Below are 17698 nucleotides of genomic sequence, written 5' to 3' on the forward strand. Positions count from 1 at the left end.
AAAAAATAAATTTTTTCTTACTTAAATTATATTAATGGTCATGGCTTACTTTATGGGCCATATAAACCATCGTTAACATTACGAAAATAAATGACTGGATTGAACCAACGAATACGCTGAATCCCATCCATGCTAACATCGGTACAAGTGCACCTAATGCTCCTAAGAATGATGCCCCGCCTAACTTAGCAAGTAATCCTAATAAGATTTCACCTGCGTAAATGTTACCAAATAAACGAAGACCTAACGTTAATGTGTTAGCAAACTCCTCAATAACCTTTAATGGGAATAAGAATTTCATAGGTTGGAAATAACCTTTAACATATTCTTTCGTACCCTTCATCTTAATTCCATAATAATGGGTGAGGGTAACTACCATCACGGCTAATGTTAATGCAACTGCTGGATCAGACGTTGGTGATCTCCACCATGCAATATGTTCGCCAGCCTCAACTGTTGAATACATGAATGGTAAACCAAGGAAGTTCGATACGATGATAAACATGATAAGCGTAACGCCAAGCGTTAAGAAACGTCCACCTGTTTTCCAATCCATCGTACTATTGATAATCCCTTTCACGAAGTCAAACACCCATTCCATGAAATTTTGCATCCCGGTTGGGCGAAGCGCTAAGCTGCGAGTTCCGATAACAGCGATTAAGAAAACAATAACTGCTGCTACAGTAACCATCATAACTGATGACAAATCGAACGTTAAACCTAGAAATTCAACTAATTTACCGTGTTCCACTAGTAATTCACCTCTCTTCCCTGCTCGTATACTCTAAATAAAGAAAATCTATGATCATGACAAGGTATCCTGTCAGCAATCCTACACCTAAGCCCCACATCGCAATTAACTCTTGATATTTGGCTGCAAATAAAATTAATAACCCAATCGTGGCGAATCTTGAATATGTACTTACCGCTGTCGCCTTAAACTTCACGTTTTCTCCATTTGTTACGCGATCTAATAGCTTGTCTGTTCTACGTGCAATGATGCGCAAACTAAGAAAACTGAAAATCGTTCCGATAATCAGCCCAAGAAATACATCCTTGTAAGAGGTAATTCCCCATCCTAGCACTAGAAGCGCAAGCAAGTAGTACATATATTTCTTTTGTCGTTGGACAAGTCCATGTACGTCTATCATCATTGCTCTCCCGAATAGTAATGTTGAATGAGTCGAATCATTGCGTATACCCCTGTTCCTAACCCGAGTAATAACCCTATAATAAGAAACAACGGAAACGTTCCAACCTTATTATCAATCCATTGCCCACCAAAGATTCCGATAAGAATAGAACCAACTAACTGAGCAAGTATTCCTGACATTAAAGCATACGCTTTTATATGGCTGCGATCGTTTTTTTGCAAGGATTCATCCCTCCAATATGTAACCCTCATTCACGATGTGTTAATAATAACTCATTTTTCTGCATAAATTCTATACAAAATAAAAAGTTTACATTTTCGTCACGGAATAGATGCATTTTTGTCACTGAAAGCCCTACCATCTATCCCCGTTGTTAGCATACAATAGGGTATTAATAGTGTCAACGAGAAATCGTAAAAAATCAAAAAATTTGAGTATTAGGCATTTCCTCCCAAAAATGAAAACGTTCCCCTTCTAAATACTGGTTAGAGATATGCAATTTCTAACAGTTTTCTCTTTATAATAGAAGAAAATGTTCACAAGTTTGTCACTATTATATTTTTAAGATATAGCGCTTTCCTTCCATAATATAGTGTCCCCGAGACGTAAGACTTCTATATTATATGTGATGTGTATATAACTTATGTTGTATATACCCTGTATATTTATCTCCCCCTCCCCCGTGCGCTGAGGGCGAAAAAAAAACGAGCGGGGAATCCCCCTCTCGTCTGTTGTCTTACTTCGTTCCGAATAAACGGTCACCAGCATCACCAAGACCTGGAACTACATAACCATGGTCATTTAACTTCTCATCTAATGCCGCTACATAAATATCAACATCAGGATGCTCTTCCTGCACTACTTTTACTCCTTCTGGAGCAGCTACGATACACATTAATTTAATTTGCTTTGCACCGCGCTTTTTCAGAGAATTAATTGCTTCAGCCGCAGAACCACCTGTTGCTAGCATCGGATCTAGTACGATAAAGTCACGCTCTTCTACATCCGTTGGAAGTTTCACATAGTATTCTACCGGTTGCAATGTTTCAGGGTCACGGTATAAACCAACGTGTCCTACTTTTGCTGCTGGAATTAATTTCAGAATTCCATCAACCATTCCTAAACCTGCACGTAAAATCGGAATTAAACCAAGTTTTTTACCAGCGATCACTTTTGTTGTCGCTTTGCTTACAGGTGTTTCAATTTCAATGTCTTCAAGTGGAAGGTCACGAGTAATCTCGAAAGCCATTAAGCTTGCTACTTCGTCCACTAATTCACGAAAATCTTTCGTACCTGTATTCTTATCGCGAATATATGTAATCTTATGTTGAATTAACGGGTGATCAAATACATACAGTTTTCCCATGTGAATCTCTCCTTTAGATGATATTCATGCGTTTACACGCTTCTTTACACTATTTACGATTGTAAAGAAAACGCTACTAATATTCAAGGGCAAATTTGGTAAAATCATGATTTTACGATGAATCTATCTAGTATCTTTACCAATTATGGGAGCTGTATCCTTCATTATATCGCCAAAATTTATTCATCATTTGTATACATACTTTAAAAACAATATATGTCCACAAAAAAAGACTACTAAAACAATTACGTTTCAGCAGTCTTTTTTAATCTATTATAGATTTGTATACATTGGGAATTTGCTCGTTAACGCTTCTACACGTTTGCGCGCTTCTTCTAGTTCAGCTTCATTCTCATGATTTTTTAATGTATGAGCAATAATTGCTGCAATCTCATCCATTTCTTCTAAACCGAAATCACGTGATGTTACCGCCGCTGTACCGATACGTACACCGCTTGTTACAAATGGACTTGCTGTTTCAAATGGAATCGTATTTTTATTCACTGTAATACCAACTTCATCTAATACGTGCTCTGCTACTTTACCTGTAATTTCCAAGTTACGAACATCAATTAAGATTAAATGATTGTCTGTTCCACCAGAAACAAGTGTAAGTCCTTCCTTTTGAAGGCCTTCAGCTAAACGATTCGCATTATTAATGATATTTTGTGCATATGTTTTAAACTCATCTTGTAGTGTCTCACCAAATGCAACAGCTTTTGCAGCAATTACATGCATAAGTGGGCCACCTTGAATACCAGGGAAGATTGATTTATCAATTTGTTTTGCAAATTGCTCTTCACATAAAATCATACCGCCACGTGGGCCACGTAATGTTTTATGTGTTGTTGTTGTAACAAAATGTGCATGTGGTACTGGATTTGGATGTAAACCAGCTGCTACTAAACCGGCGATATGTGCCATATCAACCATTAAGTACGCGCCCACTTCATCTGCAATCTCACGGAATCGTTTGAAATCGATAACACGAGGATATGCACTTGCACCTGCAACGATTAATTTTGGTTTATGTTCTTTCGCTTTTGCTAATACATCATCGTAATTAATACGGTGAGATTCAGCATCCACGCCATATTCTACGAAATTATATTGTACTCCACTGAAGTTAACAGGGCTTCCGTGTGTTAAGTGACCACCATGAGATAAATTCATGCCAAGTACTGTATCGCCTTGCTCTAAAATCGTGAAGTATACTGCCATGTTCGCTTGTGCACCAGAATGTGGTTGAACATTTACATGCTCTGCGCCAAAAATTTCTTTCGCGCGATCACGTGCGATATCTTCTACTACGTCTACGTGTTCACAACCACCATAGTAACGTTTTCCAGGATATCCTTCAGCATACTTATTCGTTAGAACAGAACCTTGCGCCTCCATTACTGCTTCACTTACGAAGTTTTCCGAAGCAATTAACTCGATCTTTGAACGCTGTCTTCCTAGTTCTGCCTCAATTGCAGCAAATACCTTTTCATCTTGACGTTTTAAATGATTCACCAAAATCCCCCTTTTCTGAACGAATTACATCAATTCCCAATAGTTTTTTCTCATTTATTCAGAAAAAACGAAAATTCAGGTTGTAATTCTTTCGAACCTTCATGTTTTCAACTACATTCTAACATGACTTTCTATATCATAAAAGAAAAAAAAAGACCAAAATTGGTCTTTTCTTTCTTCTATTATAAGGTCAGACTACATACCTTTTACCTTTCGATATACAGCTGTTATAAGACTTTATAATTTTTCATGTTTAACGGCAAGGAATAGCTTCTTCATTTGCCGCATAAACGGCACGTGCTCCACCTATTAGTTTCCCACGTGTTTTCGCCATCGTTACATGCGCACTTCCTATTTCCTTCACACTTGTACGAACCGGTACAGCTACATGCTTTAAATGCATACCGATAAATGTATCGCCGATATCCATTCCTGCATCTGCTTTAATAAACTCAATTACTACCGGATCTTTAAAATTGTGATACGCATACGTCGCTAATGCACCACCTGCTGATCTAACAGGCGTAACTGTTACAATTTCAAATTGATATTTCATCGCTACATCTCTCTCAACTACTAAAGCACGATTTAAATGCTCACAACATTGAAACGCCAATTCAATACCTGTTCTCTCTTGAAATTGTTTTAACTCAGAAAAAATCGCCTCTGCCACTTCCATCGTTCCTGATGTTCCAATTCTTTCACCTAGCACTTCGCTCGTGCTACACCCCACTACAAAAATTTGACCACTTTGCAGCGTGGCTTGTTCTTGGAAATCAGAAAGCGACATTTGTAGCTGTTCTCTTACCTTTACGATTTCTGTCATTACGCCTCTTCCTTTCACAGGTTGGTTCACCAAATTATATTTCATACTACTTATAGTTAGAATCTATTACTTTGTTTCGTACGTTTTAATTTTTCCTACTCGGTTTTCGTGACGGCCACCTTCATAGTCAGTTGTTAGCCAAATTTTCGCGATATCACGCGCTAGACCAGCTCCAATTACACGCTCGCCCATCGCTAACATGTTAGTGTCATTATGCTCTCTCGTCGCTTTCGCACTGAAAGTATCATGAACTAATGCACAACGAATACCATTTACTTTGTTTGCTGCGATTGACATACCAATGCCTGTCCCGCAAACTAAAATACCACGATCCACTTCACCATTCGCGACCATTTCTGCTGCTGGAAACGCAAAATCAGGGTAATCAACAGAACCAGCTTCACATTCACAACCTAAATCAATATATTCAATATTTAACTCTTCTAATAAACTTACAAGTTCTTTACGGATATTCATACCGCCGTGATCAGATGCTACTACTACTTTCATTTTTACCCCTCCGAAGTTTCAATCAATTATCTTCATTTCACACTCGCTACCTTAATGGAACAAAGTGATCTCCAATATCGTATTATACACGAAACATCAACCTTCTGAATGTTTTTTCAGTAAAGTTTGTACAAGTTTTTCCATCTCCTCTAACGTTTCTTTATAAATAGAAAGCGATCCGCCAAATGGATCTGAAATATCCTTACTTACACCCTTAGTTAATCCATATAATGTATCCAATTTCTTTTCCACGCTCGGATAATACCCAAGTACAATTTGCTTATGGTTTTCCGTCATTGTTACTACAATATCCGCCCAATCAACCAAAGTATCGTTTACCTGCTGCGCGGCATGATCGATTACAATTCCTTTTTCAGCTAAAGCTTCCTTTGCATGTATCGACACATCGCTTCCAGGATAGGCGAAGACACCAGCAGATTGCACTTCAAATTTACCTTCTCCATAATGACGAAGCAAAGCCTCAGCCATCGGACTACGGCATGTATTTCCAGTGCAAACAAATAACACCCGTTTCATCTAAACCCACCCCTTTTTTTCTGTTTCCTACATTTATCCCGATTGGTGAAGGCTAATAATCAGCGGGGGATGAACACCCTCCGCTGATTATTAGCCTTCACTTTATCATAGCGTACATTAGAATAGAACAAAAGAAATGTGAATATACGAAAGGCGCATTTCTCTTATATTTTTTCTAAGAAAAATGCGCCTTATCCACATATATGAAACCCTATTTCCAAGTGCCCAAAGTATTTTACCATACATAACGAACACACTACGAAACAAAATAAGGAATCCATTTCATATGAAACGGATTCCTTCTATCAAATAATTATTTCATTGTAACTTTCATTACTTCTGTTGAACCTTTTGTAGCTGTTACACCTACAGTTGTCTTAATAGACTCAGCTGCATCTGTGTTTGTAATAACGATTGGAGTAATTGTGCTTTTCGCTTTTTCACGAATTAATTCTAAGTCAAATGAGATTAATTTATCTCCAGCTTTTACAGCTTGTCCTTCAGAAACGTGAGCTTCGAAACCTTCACCTTCCATTTTTACAGTTTCTAATCCAACGTGGATTAAAATTTCTGTACCGTTTTTCGCTTTAATTCCAATAGCATGTTTCGTGTGGAATAATTGTACGATTTCACCATCAACTGGAGATACAACTACACCTTCAGTAGGATCGATCGCAACACCGTCACCCATCATACGACCAGCGAATACTGGATCTGGTACTTCTTCAATATTTTTCACTGCTCCAGTTAATGGAGCTACGATTGTTTCTTCATTTGTTTTTGAACCAAAACCGAATAATTTTTTAAACATAGGATAGTCCTCCTTATAATTTACCTAAAAGTTTATAGGGCAATCTCTATTCAAGATCGAAATACACGTAAGACTTCATACTTCGAATGTTATACTGTAAAAACGCTTTCGAAATAAATCATGTCATTACTACTAGACTCTTATTGTAGCGCCTCACAAAATTCCAGTCAATTCTGATTGTCTGAATAACAATAAGAAGTTAACTTCTACTTATATTTTCTCTTTTTTTCACTTACTTGTCTAGAGGTCTTTACTACATTTTATTTTTTGTTGTTAATTTGTAAAATTAATTTCAAACTTTTTTCAAAATCCACTTGACTAAAGTAAGTAACTATTTTATTATTACTTACATAAGATAAGTTAATAACTTTTAGGAGGTTTTTTTAAATGATGGATATCGGTCTTCTTATTATTCGTCTTATTATAGGTATTACATTCATGGGTCATGGCGCTCAAAAATTATTCGGTTGGTTCGGCGGTTATGGCTTAAAAGGAACAGGTGGCTGGATGGAATCAATCGGGTTACGCCCTGGTGTATTCATGGCATTTATGGCTGGCGCAACTGAATTATTAGGTGGTTTCTTATTTGCAGCAGGTATTTTCACTGTAATTGGTTCATTATTTATCGTTGGAACAATGTTAATGGCAATCTTCACTGTTCACGGAAAAAATGGTTACTGGGTAACACAAGACGGATTTGAATATAATTTAATTTTAATCGCCGTTGCAGTTGGTGTAGCTTTAATCGGTCCTGGCGCATACGTTTTACTTTAATATTTATCTCTATTTCGAGATATTTACCAAAAAAGAGATTACTTCAAATTGAGGTAATCTCTTTTTCACATCATCAAAAAAATATTATTTTCAGCAGGAGATTCCCATTGATATCTTGTAAACAAACAATAAGTATTCATATTTAGAAAGGGGATTACAACATGTTATCCATTAATCCAAACGAACAAACCGAAAAAGATAATTACAAATTACTAACAGGAAGTATCATTCCACGTCCTGTTGCATTCGTTACTTCTGTAACTAAAGATGGCATATTGAACGGTGCGCCATATAGTTATTTCAATATCGTCGCTGCCAATCCACCACTTATCTCAGTTTCAGTACAACGCAAAGAAGGAAAACCGAAAGACACTTCCAGAAACGCAATAGAAAAAGGGGAATTTGTCGTACATATTTCTGATGAATCTTACGTAGAAGCGATCAACGAAACAGCAGCGAACCTACCTCCTAATGAAAGTGAAATCGAATTAGCAAAACTAACACCGATTGACAGTGATGTCATTTCAGTACCAGGGGTTAAAGAAGCAAACATTCGAATGGAGTGCATATTAGAACGTGCTATCCCACTCGGCGGAACCGAAGACTCGCCAGCTTGTGACCTACTAATCGGCCGCGTCGTTCGCTTTCACGTCGCTGAACACTTATACGAAAACGGTCGAATTCACGCCGAAGAACTAAAACCAATAAGCCGCCTAGCAGGACACAACTACGCAAAACTAGGAGAACAATTTGAATTAGTGAGGCCCATTTAAAGGCGGAAGCGGCTCGCTCAGAATGAGAGGGGGATGGAGCTCCTGACGTAGAGGCGCTTTTTGCCTCGCAGGAAGGCGCGAAGCCACCGACCATTCTAGCCGCTGGAGCTGGATACATTTAAAAGCGGAACCGACTGCCCAGGCCCGGTGGCTAAGGTTCTTCCTCACAGAAGATGCTTTTTATCTTCTCGTGGGGAAGGTTCTTAGACTCAAGGGCCTGGGAGGTGAAGCTGGATACCACCGAAAAGCTCCAGCTTCATCACTCAAACATAACCCCCCGCTGAAAGCGGGGGATTTTTTATCGTAATTCTTCGTTCTTCTCCTCTAATGCCGGGAATTTCTCTTTTTTAGATCTACTAAGCTTTATTACAAAGAAATATAAGGAAAGTAACGTAATAAGGAAAACAATTAAAAACGGGTACGGAGAATAAAAAGTACGCGCCGCCTCCGATTTTCCTGCAACAAACTTCAATGACTCAATATCTAAAAACTCAGCAAACATTTGTACACCGAGCATACTGAACCAAAAAACAAAAAAACTAATAATAATACCAAAAACTTGCTTCAATCTCGTCATTCATCTCATCCTTTCTATATTTGTAATTTTTTAGTGTGATCAATATAGTACAAACGAAACTATGCACAGAAAGGAACTATCTCACCATTCACGAATTAACTTAATCCAACCTAACATCGAAATTTGCAAAATAACACCCAATATTATAAGTCTTCTTAGCCATCGAGGAAAGAAGGTTAAAAACTTAACATACCATTCCAATAGCTTGTTCATAATTCCCTCCTACATAAAATTATATAGGAAAAAGGAGATACAATCCAAACCCAACAAGAATAATACCACCTACTATTTCACCGTATGTGCCAAGTATATTTTTGGCATGGCTACCAAGCAATAAACCCATCCAAGCCAGTAACATACTTATTAGTCCGAACAATAATATCGTAATAATTGTCTCTGCTCCGTAAATTCCAAGACTAAGACCTACTGAAAAACTATCTATACTGACACCAAATGCAAATACAAATAAACTAATTCCAATTGGAGCAGTTCTAGTCTCTTCCCCTTCTAAAATAGACGAATATACGATATAGAACCCTAGCCCAATTAATAAAATAGCTCCTGCAAAATTTGCGACATCCCCATACCTCTCTGATAGAAAACGTCCTAGTACCATTCCGATAAATGGCATAATAATATGAAATATCCCAATCGTCATACCTATATAAAGGATTTGTCTTAACTTTAATGTTACCATCCCCATACCGAGGCTCACTGAAAATGCATCCATCCCCAGGGCAAATGCCATAATTATTAAAGGTATTAATTGTTCAAGTGTCATTCATATCCCCCCTCGGACGTGCTACTTCACAATATGCTTATCCGAGGAGAAATATTCTGTTTGCTAAAGGTACATTATCATTCAATAATAATCTGATGTCCCGCAGCTTTTGTTAAACGATTCATAATTGCATTTCCTATGCCTTCATTCGGGAATGATTCACTAAAAATAACATCTACTTCACTTGCATCAAACGTTCTAAGCACATCATATAACTTAGTCGCAACGCTGGCTAAATCGCTTCGCACACCACAAGACAATACAACATCTGCACTATACACATGCTGATACTCTTCTGTCGTTAATACACCTACTTTAAACCCTTCTTTCTTTTTCTCATCCACAATACGTTGAATAAACTCACGGGACCCTTCAACAATACTAAGTGGCGCTTTCGGTGCATAATGTGTATATTTCATTCCAGGTGATTTTGGTTTTTCTTTCTCATCCTTTAAAGCTGGATCTAAAGAAACATTTCCTATCACGGCCTCTAATTGCTCCTTCGTAATCCCACCTGGACGTAAAATCGTCGGAACCTCGCTCGTACAATCAATTACAGTTGATTCAACGCCTACTCCTGTTGCCCCGCCATCAACAATACCAGCAATTTTCCCATTTAAATCTTCATACACATGAGAAGCTAACGTTGGACTTGGGCGTCCTGAACGATTCGCACTCGGTGCCGCAACAGGCACGTTTGCCTCTTCAATAAGGGCGAGCGCTACTGGATGATCCGGCATCCTCACTCCGACTGTATTAAGTCCTGCCGTAACCCTCTCTGAAATCCCTTTTTTTCTCGGTAAAATGATTGTTAATGGTCCTGGCCAAAAATGCTCCATTAACTTTTCTGCAACCGGCGGAATTTCTCTTACGATACCATCTAACTGAGATTTTGTTCCTATGTGGACAATCAGTGGATTATCGCTCGGTCTCCCTTTCGCTTCAAAAATTTTCGCTATCGCTTCATCATCCATTGCGTTTGCTCCTAACCCATATACCGTTTCCGTTGGGAAGGCCACCGCTTCATTTTCTCTTAATAATCTCGCTGCTTCTTTTAATTGTGGATAATATTTTTTTCTTTCCACAACATTATCCACAACCCACATATTTGTATGCATTTTTTCCCACGTCCTTTTCTACCATGAAATACTTGTCTATTTTTAGTTTACTATGAGATTTATCCAAAAGACAAACAAGGTTTATCCACAAAATGTGGATAAACCTTGTTAATCCGTGGATAACTTTGTGAATAGCTGACAATTTAGTATTATTGCATTTAGCTCTTTTATATTTTTACAAAAGTGTTCTAACTGTCGAATTTCCTCTGGCACTTCCTCTTTCTCTATAATGACAAAGTTAAAAAACTGAAAGATGGTCACAGATTGTGGATGATTTGTGAGTAAGTACAATTGTCGAATATCTTTTTCTTTCATATACTGCAAAAACATCTCGAAAAAATATAAGAAAGTCTGTTTATCCACATTAGGTGTGAATAAACAAGAACGGATAAGTGCATTTTCTCCACTTTGTTCATATCCAATTACCGCTCGTATTTCTCCCGCCTCTTCCAAGATCATAAATTGTGCGTACAACTCATTTATTTTATCATCTTTTTTATTAGCTTGTCCGAAAAAAGAATGTAATCTTTCTACATCTGCTTTCGTAGCAAAATACACGTTCTTCATAATAAATCCCTCCTCATTGATATATATGAGGAAGGATTTATTAATAGCACTATTTAGAGAATAAAGATGTAAAAGCTTCGACGATAAATAATTTAACCTCTGGTTTCTCTTCCTCATCTACTGTTACATACTCATTTTGCTTTTCTTGTTTTTGCTCCACAGGTTTCTCCACTTTTTCCACAGTTTTTGTTTCTACTTTTTTTACAGGCTGTTCTTCTACTTGTGTTTCGTGTTTTACTACTTTCTTTTCCTGTGCTGTTACTTTTTCAGCTTTTTCCGGCTTTACTACTTTCTTTTCTTTCACCTTATCCTCTTTCTTCTCCGGTACATCCACTACTTCCTCATCTAATTGTCTCACCTGCTCCTCTTCAGGAGATTCAGCTTTCACAACATGTTCTTCTTTCCTTACAGCTGTACCACTTGAAAAATCTAAGAAACACATCGGTGGAAATAATACACACCACCAGTTTGCACCTTCACCTTTTCCAATTGTAATAAGTACCGCTTCATATTCTCCTGCTGGATAAATAAAATTCCCATATACCTTTGTAGGAAATTTCACATTCTTACCGAATTTCACTTGAAACGCCTCTTTACTTCCTTCTCTTTTCAGTGTATTTGCCACTGTCTTTTCAATTTCAGGAATATGATTTTGAATTACTTTTCGAGCTTCTTCAAATGACGTTAAATCCGCTACCCATCCATCAATTTGCACTTTTACTTCATCGCGTACTTTACGCTTTAACGCCTGATCTTTATCGGAATCACTATTAGCTAAAATACGTAATCGAACGGCCTCTTTCGGAATAACAGTAGGCCCTTTTGCATCAGCTTTCATATATCCAAACTGCACAAGTAACTGTGCACCAATTAATAATAAAAGAAAATAAGCAATAACTTGTTTTTTCATTTCCTCCACCGTCCCCTCTAGAAACAGTGTGGACAGACTTTCATCTTTCTAAACTATTAAATTCAAAATCTATATAAAAAACCGATAGAAAAGCATTTTTTTAATTGGCGAGAGGAACTGGCTATGTATAGGTAATAAGGTGCGTATTTTCGCTGAAATAATCCCCCTTACCAAAATTCTAAATAAAATGTATGGCTGAGTAGTTACGAATTTTTCATACAAAAAATAGAGTAAGGCTTATGCCTTACTCCATCTCTGCAAATACCATGCGATCTTTTCCATTAATATCAAATACAACTTCAACTTGAGCGCGCGGGAAAGTTTGCTGTAATAATGCTTTCACATCTTCACCTTGCCCTACACCAATTTCAAACGCCACAATCGCCTTGTTCTGTAATACATTCGGCAATTCCTCCATAAAACGACGATAGAAATCTAGTCCATCTTCCCCACCAACAAGCGCACGCTTCGGCTCATGCTCCTTCACAACAGTAGAAAGACCACGCCAATCTTCCTCTGGTATGTACGGTGGATTGGAAACAACAACATCTAACTTCTGACCTGTTTCATAAAACGGAGACAGTAAATCGCCGTGATAGAAAGTTACATCCGCCCCTAAAGTTTTTGCATTTTCTTTTGCAACTTCAATCGACTCCTGCACGATATCTACTGTATACACATGAAGATTTTTATTTTCTAAAGCGAGCGTAATAGAAATCGCTCCACTACCTGTTCCAATATCCGCTATGTGAAGCTCCTCATTACCGAAATGGCGCTCAATTCTCTCTAGCACCCCAACTATAAGTTCCTCTGTTTCCGGTCTTGGTATCAATACCTCTTCATTTACAAAGAATGCTCGGCCATAAAACATTTCATAACCGAGCATATATTGGATCGGAGTACCTTCTACGTGCTTGTGGATAAATTGTGCAAAACTTTTCTCTTGTTCCGCAGTTATTTCTTCACGCATATTCATGAGCATTCCGGTTCTGTTCGTCTTTAATACATGACAAAGGACGATTTCTCCCGCATTTTCATCTCGTCCATTTTCCTGTAAAAAAGAAGAAGCCCATTTCAGGGCTTCATAGACACGCATTACTCAGCTGCCTCCATCTTTTGCGCCTGATCTTCCATCACTAAGGCATTGATGAAATCATCTAACTTACCTTGTAGGATTTGATCTAGCTTTTGAATCGTTAAACCGATTCGATGGTCTGTAACACGGTTTTGCGGGAAGTTATACGTACGAATACGCTCTGAACGATCTCCGGTACCAACAGCTTGTTTACGGTTTTGATCATACTCAGCTTGCGCTTCTTGTCTAAATTTATCATAAACACGTGCGCGTAATACTTTCATCGCTTTTTCTTTATTCTTAATTTGTGATTTCTCATCCTGACAAGATACAACTACACCAGTCGGTAAATGCGTTAAACGTACCGCTGACATCGTTGTATTAACGCTTTGTCCACCAGGACCACTAGAAGCAAACGTATCAACACGAACATCTTTTTCATGAATATTAATTTCTACTTCTTCTGCCTCTGGTAGTACAGCTACAGTTGCTGTAGATGTATGAATACGTCCGCCAGATTCCGTTTCAGGAACACGTTGTACACGGTGAGCACCATTCTCGAATTTCAGCTTCGCGAAAGCACCTTTACCGTTAATCATAAAGATAATCTCTTTATATCCACCTAACTCTGTATAGCTCGCTTCGATAATTTCAGTTTTCCAACCTTGCACCTCAGCATAACGGCTATACATACGATATAAATCACCAGCAAATAAAGCTGCCTCGTCACCACCAGCAGCGCCACGAACCTCAACGATAACGTTTTTATCATCATTAGGGTCTTTTGGAACAAGTAAAATCTTCAGACGTTCTGATAATGTTTTCTCTTGTCCTTCTAATTCAGAAACCTCTTCTTTTACCATATCACGCATATCAGCGTCTAACTTATCTTCTAACATTGCTTTTGCATCTCGTAATTGCTCACGAACATCTTTATACTCACGGTACACCTCTACCGTGTCCTGAATATCAGATTGCTCTTTTGAATACTCACGAAGCTTATTTGTATCACTAATAACCTCTGGGTCACTTAACAATTCATTCAACTTCTCATAACGATCTTCTACAGCTTGCAAACGATCTAACACACCATTCACCTCTACATCCTAGTATCTAATACAAATAGTATATGGTACTTAATCAAAAAAACGCAAATTATATTTAAAAGCGTAAGCGGCTTGCTCAGGATCGCAGGACATTGGAACTCTCGACCTTGAAGCGCTTTTTGCTTCGAGCGAGAGAGTGAAATGGCCGGAGATTCTAGCCGCTGGAGCTAGATAATATTTAAAGCGCAAGCGGCTCGCTCAGAATGGGAGGAGGTTGGAGCTTCTGACAGAGAGGCGCTCTTTGCCTCGCAGGAAGAAGCGAAACCACCGACCATTCTAGCCGCTGGAGCTAGATAATATTTAAAGCGCAAGCGGCTCGCTAAGCTCTGACTGGCTAAGGTTCTCTCGCACAAAAGGTGCTTTTCACCTTGAGTAGCGGCGGTTCTTAGACACGAAGAGCTTGCCACCAATCTTCATCTATTTTCGAAAAAAACCCGCTCTACATAGCGAGTTTCACTTATCTTTGTTTTGTAGGTACTGCATGACAATGACGACAACGTGGTTCATACGATTCTGAAGCCCCAACTAAAATAATTGGATCATCAAATGCCGCTGGTTCTCCATCGATTAAACGTTGCGTACGACTTGCAGGAGATCCACATTCAGAACAAACTGCCTGCAATTTAGTTACATGTTCAGCAATCGCCATCAGCTGAGGAACTTGTCCAAATGGTAGACCACGGAAATCTTGGTCTAATCCAGCTACAATGACACGATAGCCACGATTTGCCAATACTTGCACCACTTCCACAATGTCCCCATCAAAAAATTGTACCTCATCGATTGCAATAACATCCATTTCTTCTGTTACATGGTTAAATATATCTTTTGAAGCTGAAACAGGAACTGCTTTAACCTTTAATCCATTATGTGATACAACATCTTCTTCACTATAACGATTATCAATACATGGTTTAAATACAATCGCATGTTGTTTCGCAAATTGTGTACGGCGTATACGGCGGATGAGCTCTTCTGATTTCCCAGAAAACATACTCCCGCAAATCACTTCAATCCAACCATTTTGATTCATTAAGTACATTGAGCTCTCCTTTCATCTACTTTCCTAATCCAAAGTAGGGTAAAGGTTTAATATTTTCACAAAAAAAACAGACAAGCGAATACATACACTTGCCTGTTTTATGTTCTTTATTACTTGATGCCGTATTTCTTATTGAAGCGGTCAACACGTCCGTCTGCAGTAGCAAACTTCTGACGTCCAGTGTAGAATGGGTGAGAATCAGAACTGATCTCAATTTTTAGTAATGGATAAGTGTTACCATCTTCCCACTCAACAGTTTCGCTAGAGCCTTTTGTAGACCCGCTTAAGAATTTGAAGCCAGTGTTCGTGTCCATAAATACAACTTTATTGTAATTTGGATGGATTCCTGCTTTCATTCTTTTCATCTCCTTCCGCCCTGAATCATTTTCGAAACAGAGTTTTTCATCTTCAGCTGCTTACACAACTATATTGATGAAACACATATGATGAAATTATAACAAGGCTAACTCCATTTTGCAACTACCTGTTTTTGTCTTTTTAAAATTAAAAGTGGAGGCGGCTCGTTCAAAATGAGAGGGGGATGGAGCTTCTGACGTAGAGGCGCTTTTTGCCTCGTAGGAAGAAGCGAAGCCACCGACCATTCTAGCCGCTGGAGATGGAACTAGATACCCCTTAAAGCGCAAGCGGCTCGCCCAGAATCGTAGGGCACTTCAAGCTCTCAATCCAAATACGATTTCCATCTTAAAAAACAATTTTTTCCATATATTACTCTCTCTAATATTCCCTTAAAAACATAAAAAACTCGCTTACTACGAAATAAGCGAGTCCCCATCTTTTCCCTTACTTAGTGGTTACATACCTTTTTGAGTCTGCAACAATGTTTTGTAAAAATTCTTCATTTGTCTTTGTTTGACGAAGTTTACGTAAGAAGCCTTCAACAAAGTCTGGTGTATCACGCATTGTTTTACGAATACCCCACAGCTTGTCTAAATGTTCTTTCGGAATTAATAGGTCTTCTTTACGCGTACCAGAGCGACGAATATCAATCGCTGGGAAGATACGGCGCTCAGCTAATGAGCGATCTAAGTGAAGTTCCATATTTCCAGTTCCTTTAAACTCCTCGTAAATTACATCATCCATACGAGACCCTGTATCAACAAGCGCTGTTGCTAAAATCGTTAGGCTACCGCCCTCTTCGATATTACGCGCAGCCCCAAAGAAACGCTTCGGTCTATGAAAAGCAGCAGGATCAATACCACCCGATAAGGTTCTACCACTTGGCGGAATAACAAGGTTGTAAGCACGCGCTAAACGGGTAATACTATCCATTAAAATGACAACGTCCCTTTTATGTTCTACAAGACGCATTGCACGCTCTAATACAAGCTCCGCTACTTTAATATGATTCTCTGGCACTTCATCAAAAGTAGAACTTACAACATCACCTTTAACAGAACGTTCAATATCTGTTACTTCCTCTGGACGCTCATCAATTAAAAGTACAATTAATTCTGCTTCCGGATGATTTGTTGTGACACTGTGTGCAATTTCTTTTAACAGACTTGTTTTACCAGCCTTTGGAGGCGCAACAATTAAACCACGTTGTCCAAATCCAACTGGTGCGATTAAATCCATGATGCGTGTCGGTAACTTTTTCGTTTCCGTCTCCAATTTCATTTGGCGATCTGGGTATAACGGTGTTAATGCAGGGAAATGTACACGCTCTTTTGCTGAGTCTGGATCATCTCCATTTACAGCTTCAACTTGTAGCAATCCAAAATAGCGCTCATTTTCTTTCGGAGGTCGTACTTTACCAGAAACCTTATCTCCATTACGTAAATCGAAACGACGAATTTGCGAAGCCGAGATATAAATATCTTCTGAGCTTGGAGAATAATTGATAGGACGTAAGAATCCAAATCCTTCTGATTGAATAATTTCTAATACGCCTTCCATGAAAAAGAAACCTTCTTTTTCTGCTCGAGCTTTTAAGATAGAGAAGATTAGCTCTTTTTTCGTTAACTTGCTGTAATACGAAATCTTAAATTCCTTCGCAAGCTCGTATAACTCTTTTAATTTCATGTTTTCTAATGCTGCAATTGACAAATTCATTCAGACACCACACTTTAACTTTATTCTCTTTTCACATGGGTAAAGGGAAAAATACGGAAGGCAAATAAATAATAATGAAAGGCAATAAGTTCAAGTAGGATAATATTCACTATTGTAACCCTTTTATCTAGTTTTAATCAATACGTTGAAACACAAATACAAGAAGCGAAGACAAGAAAATTT

23 protein-coding genes are annotated in these 17698 nt (G+C 38.3%); 2 read left to right on the plus strand and 21 right to left on the minus strand.

The genetic code is table 11. The features are described 5' to 3' along the window. Positions 1-31: 31 nt before the first annotated feature. The 10 genes from atpB to MKY70_RS27560 form a co-directional block, all read right to left on the minus strand. Positions 32-751: a F0F1 ATP synthase subunit A gene (gene atpB / locus MKY70_RS27515; protein ID WP_000399874.1), complete on the minus strand. Its 720-nt coding sequence runs from the start codon at positions 749-751 to the stop codon at positions 32-34. Between the two features lie 7 nt (positions 752-758). Next, positions 759-1151 (minus strand): ATP synthase subunit I, encoded by a 393-nt coding sequence (locus tag MKY70_RS27520; RefSeq protein ID WP_002016288.1) that lies wholly within the window; start codon positions 1149-1151, stop codon positions 759-761. Continuing rightward, complete coding sequence (locus tag MKY70_RS27525) at positions 1151-1375, minus strand: AtpZ/AtpI family protein (protein WP_002089742.1); 225 nt, start codon at positions 1373-1375, stop codon at positions 1151-1153. The genes MKY70_RS27520 and MKY70_RS27525 overlap by 1 nt, the downstream gene beginning before the upstream one ends. A gap of 26 nt (positions 1376-1401) precedes the next feature. Next, a complete protein-coding gene (locus MKY70_RS27530) occupies positions 1402-1515 on the minus strand; it encodes a DUF4024 domain-containing protein (protein ID WP_000232963.1) in 114 nt (37 codons plus the stop codon). Between the two features lie 375 nt (positions 1516-1890). Further along, positions 1891-2520 carry a uracil phosphoribosyltransferase gene (upp, locus tag MKY70_RS27535; protein WP_002034907.1) on the minus strand — a complete coding sequence of 210 codons (630 nt, stop codon included), beginning with the start codon at positions 2518-2520 and terminating at the stop codon, positions 1891-1893. A 273-nt stretch (positions 2521-2793) separates the two neighbouring features. After that, positions 2794-4035, minus strand: coding sequence for a serine hydroxymethyltransferase (glyA, locus tag MKY70_RS27540; protein ID WP_002034906.1), 1242 nt, complete (start codon positions 4033-4035; stop codon positions 2794-2796). A 253-nt stretch (positions 4036-4288) separates the two neighbouring features. Continuing rightward, a complete protein-coding gene (locus MKY70_RS27545; protein ID WP_002130064.1) occupies positions 4289-4861 on the minus strand; it encodes a TIGR01440 family protein in 573 nt (190 codons plus the stop codon). A 66-nt stretch (positions 4862-4927) separates the two neighbouring features. Continuing rightward, positions 4928-5371, minus strand: a complete 444-nt coding sequence (gene rpiB / locus MKY70_RS27550; RefSeq protein ID WP_000869917.1) for a ribose 5-phosphate isomerase B — start codon at positions 5369-5371, stop codon at positions 4928-4930. Between the two features lie 96 nt (positions 5372-5467). Then, positions 5468-5908 carry a low molecular weight protein arginine phosphatase gene (locus MKY70_RS27555; RefSeq protein WP_088031721.1) on the minus strand — a complete coding sequence of 147 codons (441 nt, stop codon included), beginning with the start codon at positions 5906-5908 and terminating at the stop codon, positions 5468-5470. Between the two features lie 313 nt (positions 5909-6221). Next, complete coding sequence (locus tag MKY70_RS27560) at positions 6222-6719, minus strand: PTS sugar transporter subunit IIA (RefSeq protein ID WP_002016294.1); 498 nt, start codon at positions 6717-6719, stop codon at positions 6222-6224. A 387-nt stretch (positions 6720-7106) separates the two neighbouring features. On the opposite strand from MKY70_RS27560, the gene MKY70_RS27565 reads away from it, so the two are divergent. Both MKY70_RS27565 and MKY70_RS27570 read left to right on the plus strand, forming a co-directional pair. Then, on the plus strand, positions 7107-7493 hold the full coding sequence (locus tag MKY70_RS27565) for a DoxX family protein (RefSeq protein ID WP_002113051.1): 387 nt from the start codon (positions 7107-7109) through the stop codon (positions 7491-7493). 161 nt (positions 7494-7654) lie between these two features. After that, entirely contained in the window at positions 7655-8266 is a 612-nt protein-coding gene (locus MKY70_RS27570; protein WP_088031720.1) for a flavin reductase family protein, read from the plus strand. A 298-nt stretch (positions 8267-8564) separates the two neighbouring features. Here MKY70_RS27570 and MKY70_RS27575 read toward each other — a convergent pair whose 3' ends face one another. The 11 genes from MKY70_RS27575 to rho form a co-directional block, all read right to left on the minus strand. Beyond that, positions 8565-8843, minus strand: coding sequence for a DUF3935 domain-containing protein (locus MKY70_RS27575; protein WP_002130068.1), 279 nt, complete (start codon positions 8841-8843; stop codon positions 8565-8567). A gap of 81 nt (positions 8844-8924) precedes the next feature. After that, positions 8925-9056, minus strand: a complete 132-nt coding sequence (locus MKY70_RS27580) for a hypothetical protein (protein WP_341026230.1) — start codon at positions 9054-9056, stop codon at positions 8925-8927. 19 nt (positions 9057-9075) lie between these two features. Then, positions 9076-9624: a manganese efflux pump MntP gene (locus tag MKY70_RS27585; protein WP_002016298.1), complete on the minus strand. Its 549-nt coding sequence runs from the start codon at positions 9622-9624 to the stop codon at positions 9076-9078. Positions 9625-9701: 77 nt separating this feature from the next. Then, on the minus strand, positions 9702-10742 hold the full coding sequence (locus tag MKY70_RS27590) for an L-threonylcarbamoyladenylate synthase (RefSeq protein ID WP_002016299.1): 1041 nt from the start codon (positions 10740-10742) through the stop codon (positions 9702-9704). 108 nt (positions 10743-10850) lie between these two features. Further along, entirely contained in the window at positions 10851-11309 is a 459-nt protein-coding gene (locus MKY70_RS27595) for a mechanosensitive ion channel protein (protein WP_002016300.1), read from the minus strand. Between the two features lie 49 nt (positions 11310-11358). Continuing rightward, positions 11359-12219 carry a stage II sporulation protein R gene (spoIIR, locus tag MKY70_RS27600; protein ID WP_341026233.1) on the minus strand — a complete coding sequence of 287 codons (861 nt, stop codon included), beginning with the start codon at positions 12217-12219 and terminating at the stop codon, positions 11359-11361. A 244-nt stretch (positions 12220-12463) separates the two neighbouring features. Further along, positions 12464-13315 (minus strand): peptide chain release factor N(5)-glutamine methyltransferase, encoded by an 852-nt coding sequence (gene prmC / locus MKY70_RS27605; RefSeq protein ID WP_341026235.1) that lies wholly within the window; start codon positions 13313-13315, stop codon positions 12464-12466. Further along, positions 13315-14382 carry a peptide chain release factor 1 gene (prfA, locus tag MKY70_RS27610; protein ID WP_002113060.1) on the minus strand — a complete coding sequence of 356 codons (1068 nt, stop codon included), beginning with the start codon at positions 14380-14382 and terminating at the stop codon, positions 13315-13317. The genes prmC and prfA overlap by 1 nt, the downstream gene beginning before the upstream one ends. A 475-nt stretch (positions 14383-14857) precedes the next feature. Next, positions 14858-15442 (minus strand): thymidine kinase, encoded by a 585-nt coding sequence (locus MKY70_RS27615; protein WP_002016305.1) that lies wholly within the window; start codon positions 15440-15442, stop codon positions 14858-14860. A 110-nt stretch (positions 15443-15552) separates the two neighbouring features. Beyond that, a complete protein-coding gene (locus MKY70_RS27620; protein WP_000643447.1) occupies positions 15553-15798 on the minus strand; it encodes a type B 50S ribosomal protein L31 in 246 nt (81 codons plus the stop codon). Positions 15799-16243: 445 nt separating this feature from the next. Further along, positions 16244-17515, minus strand: coding sequence for a transcription termination factor Rho (rho, locus tag MKY70_RS27625; protein WP_002016308.1), 1272 nt, complete (start codon positions 17513-17515; stop codon positions 16244-16246). Between the last annotated feature and the right edge of the window lie 183 nt (positions 17516-17698).

This window comes from Bacillus sp. FSL R9-9492 (genome assembly GCF_038007365.1).
Lineage (GTDB): Bacteria > Bacillota > Bacilli > Bacillales > Bacillaceae_G > Bacillus_A > Bacillus_A mycoides.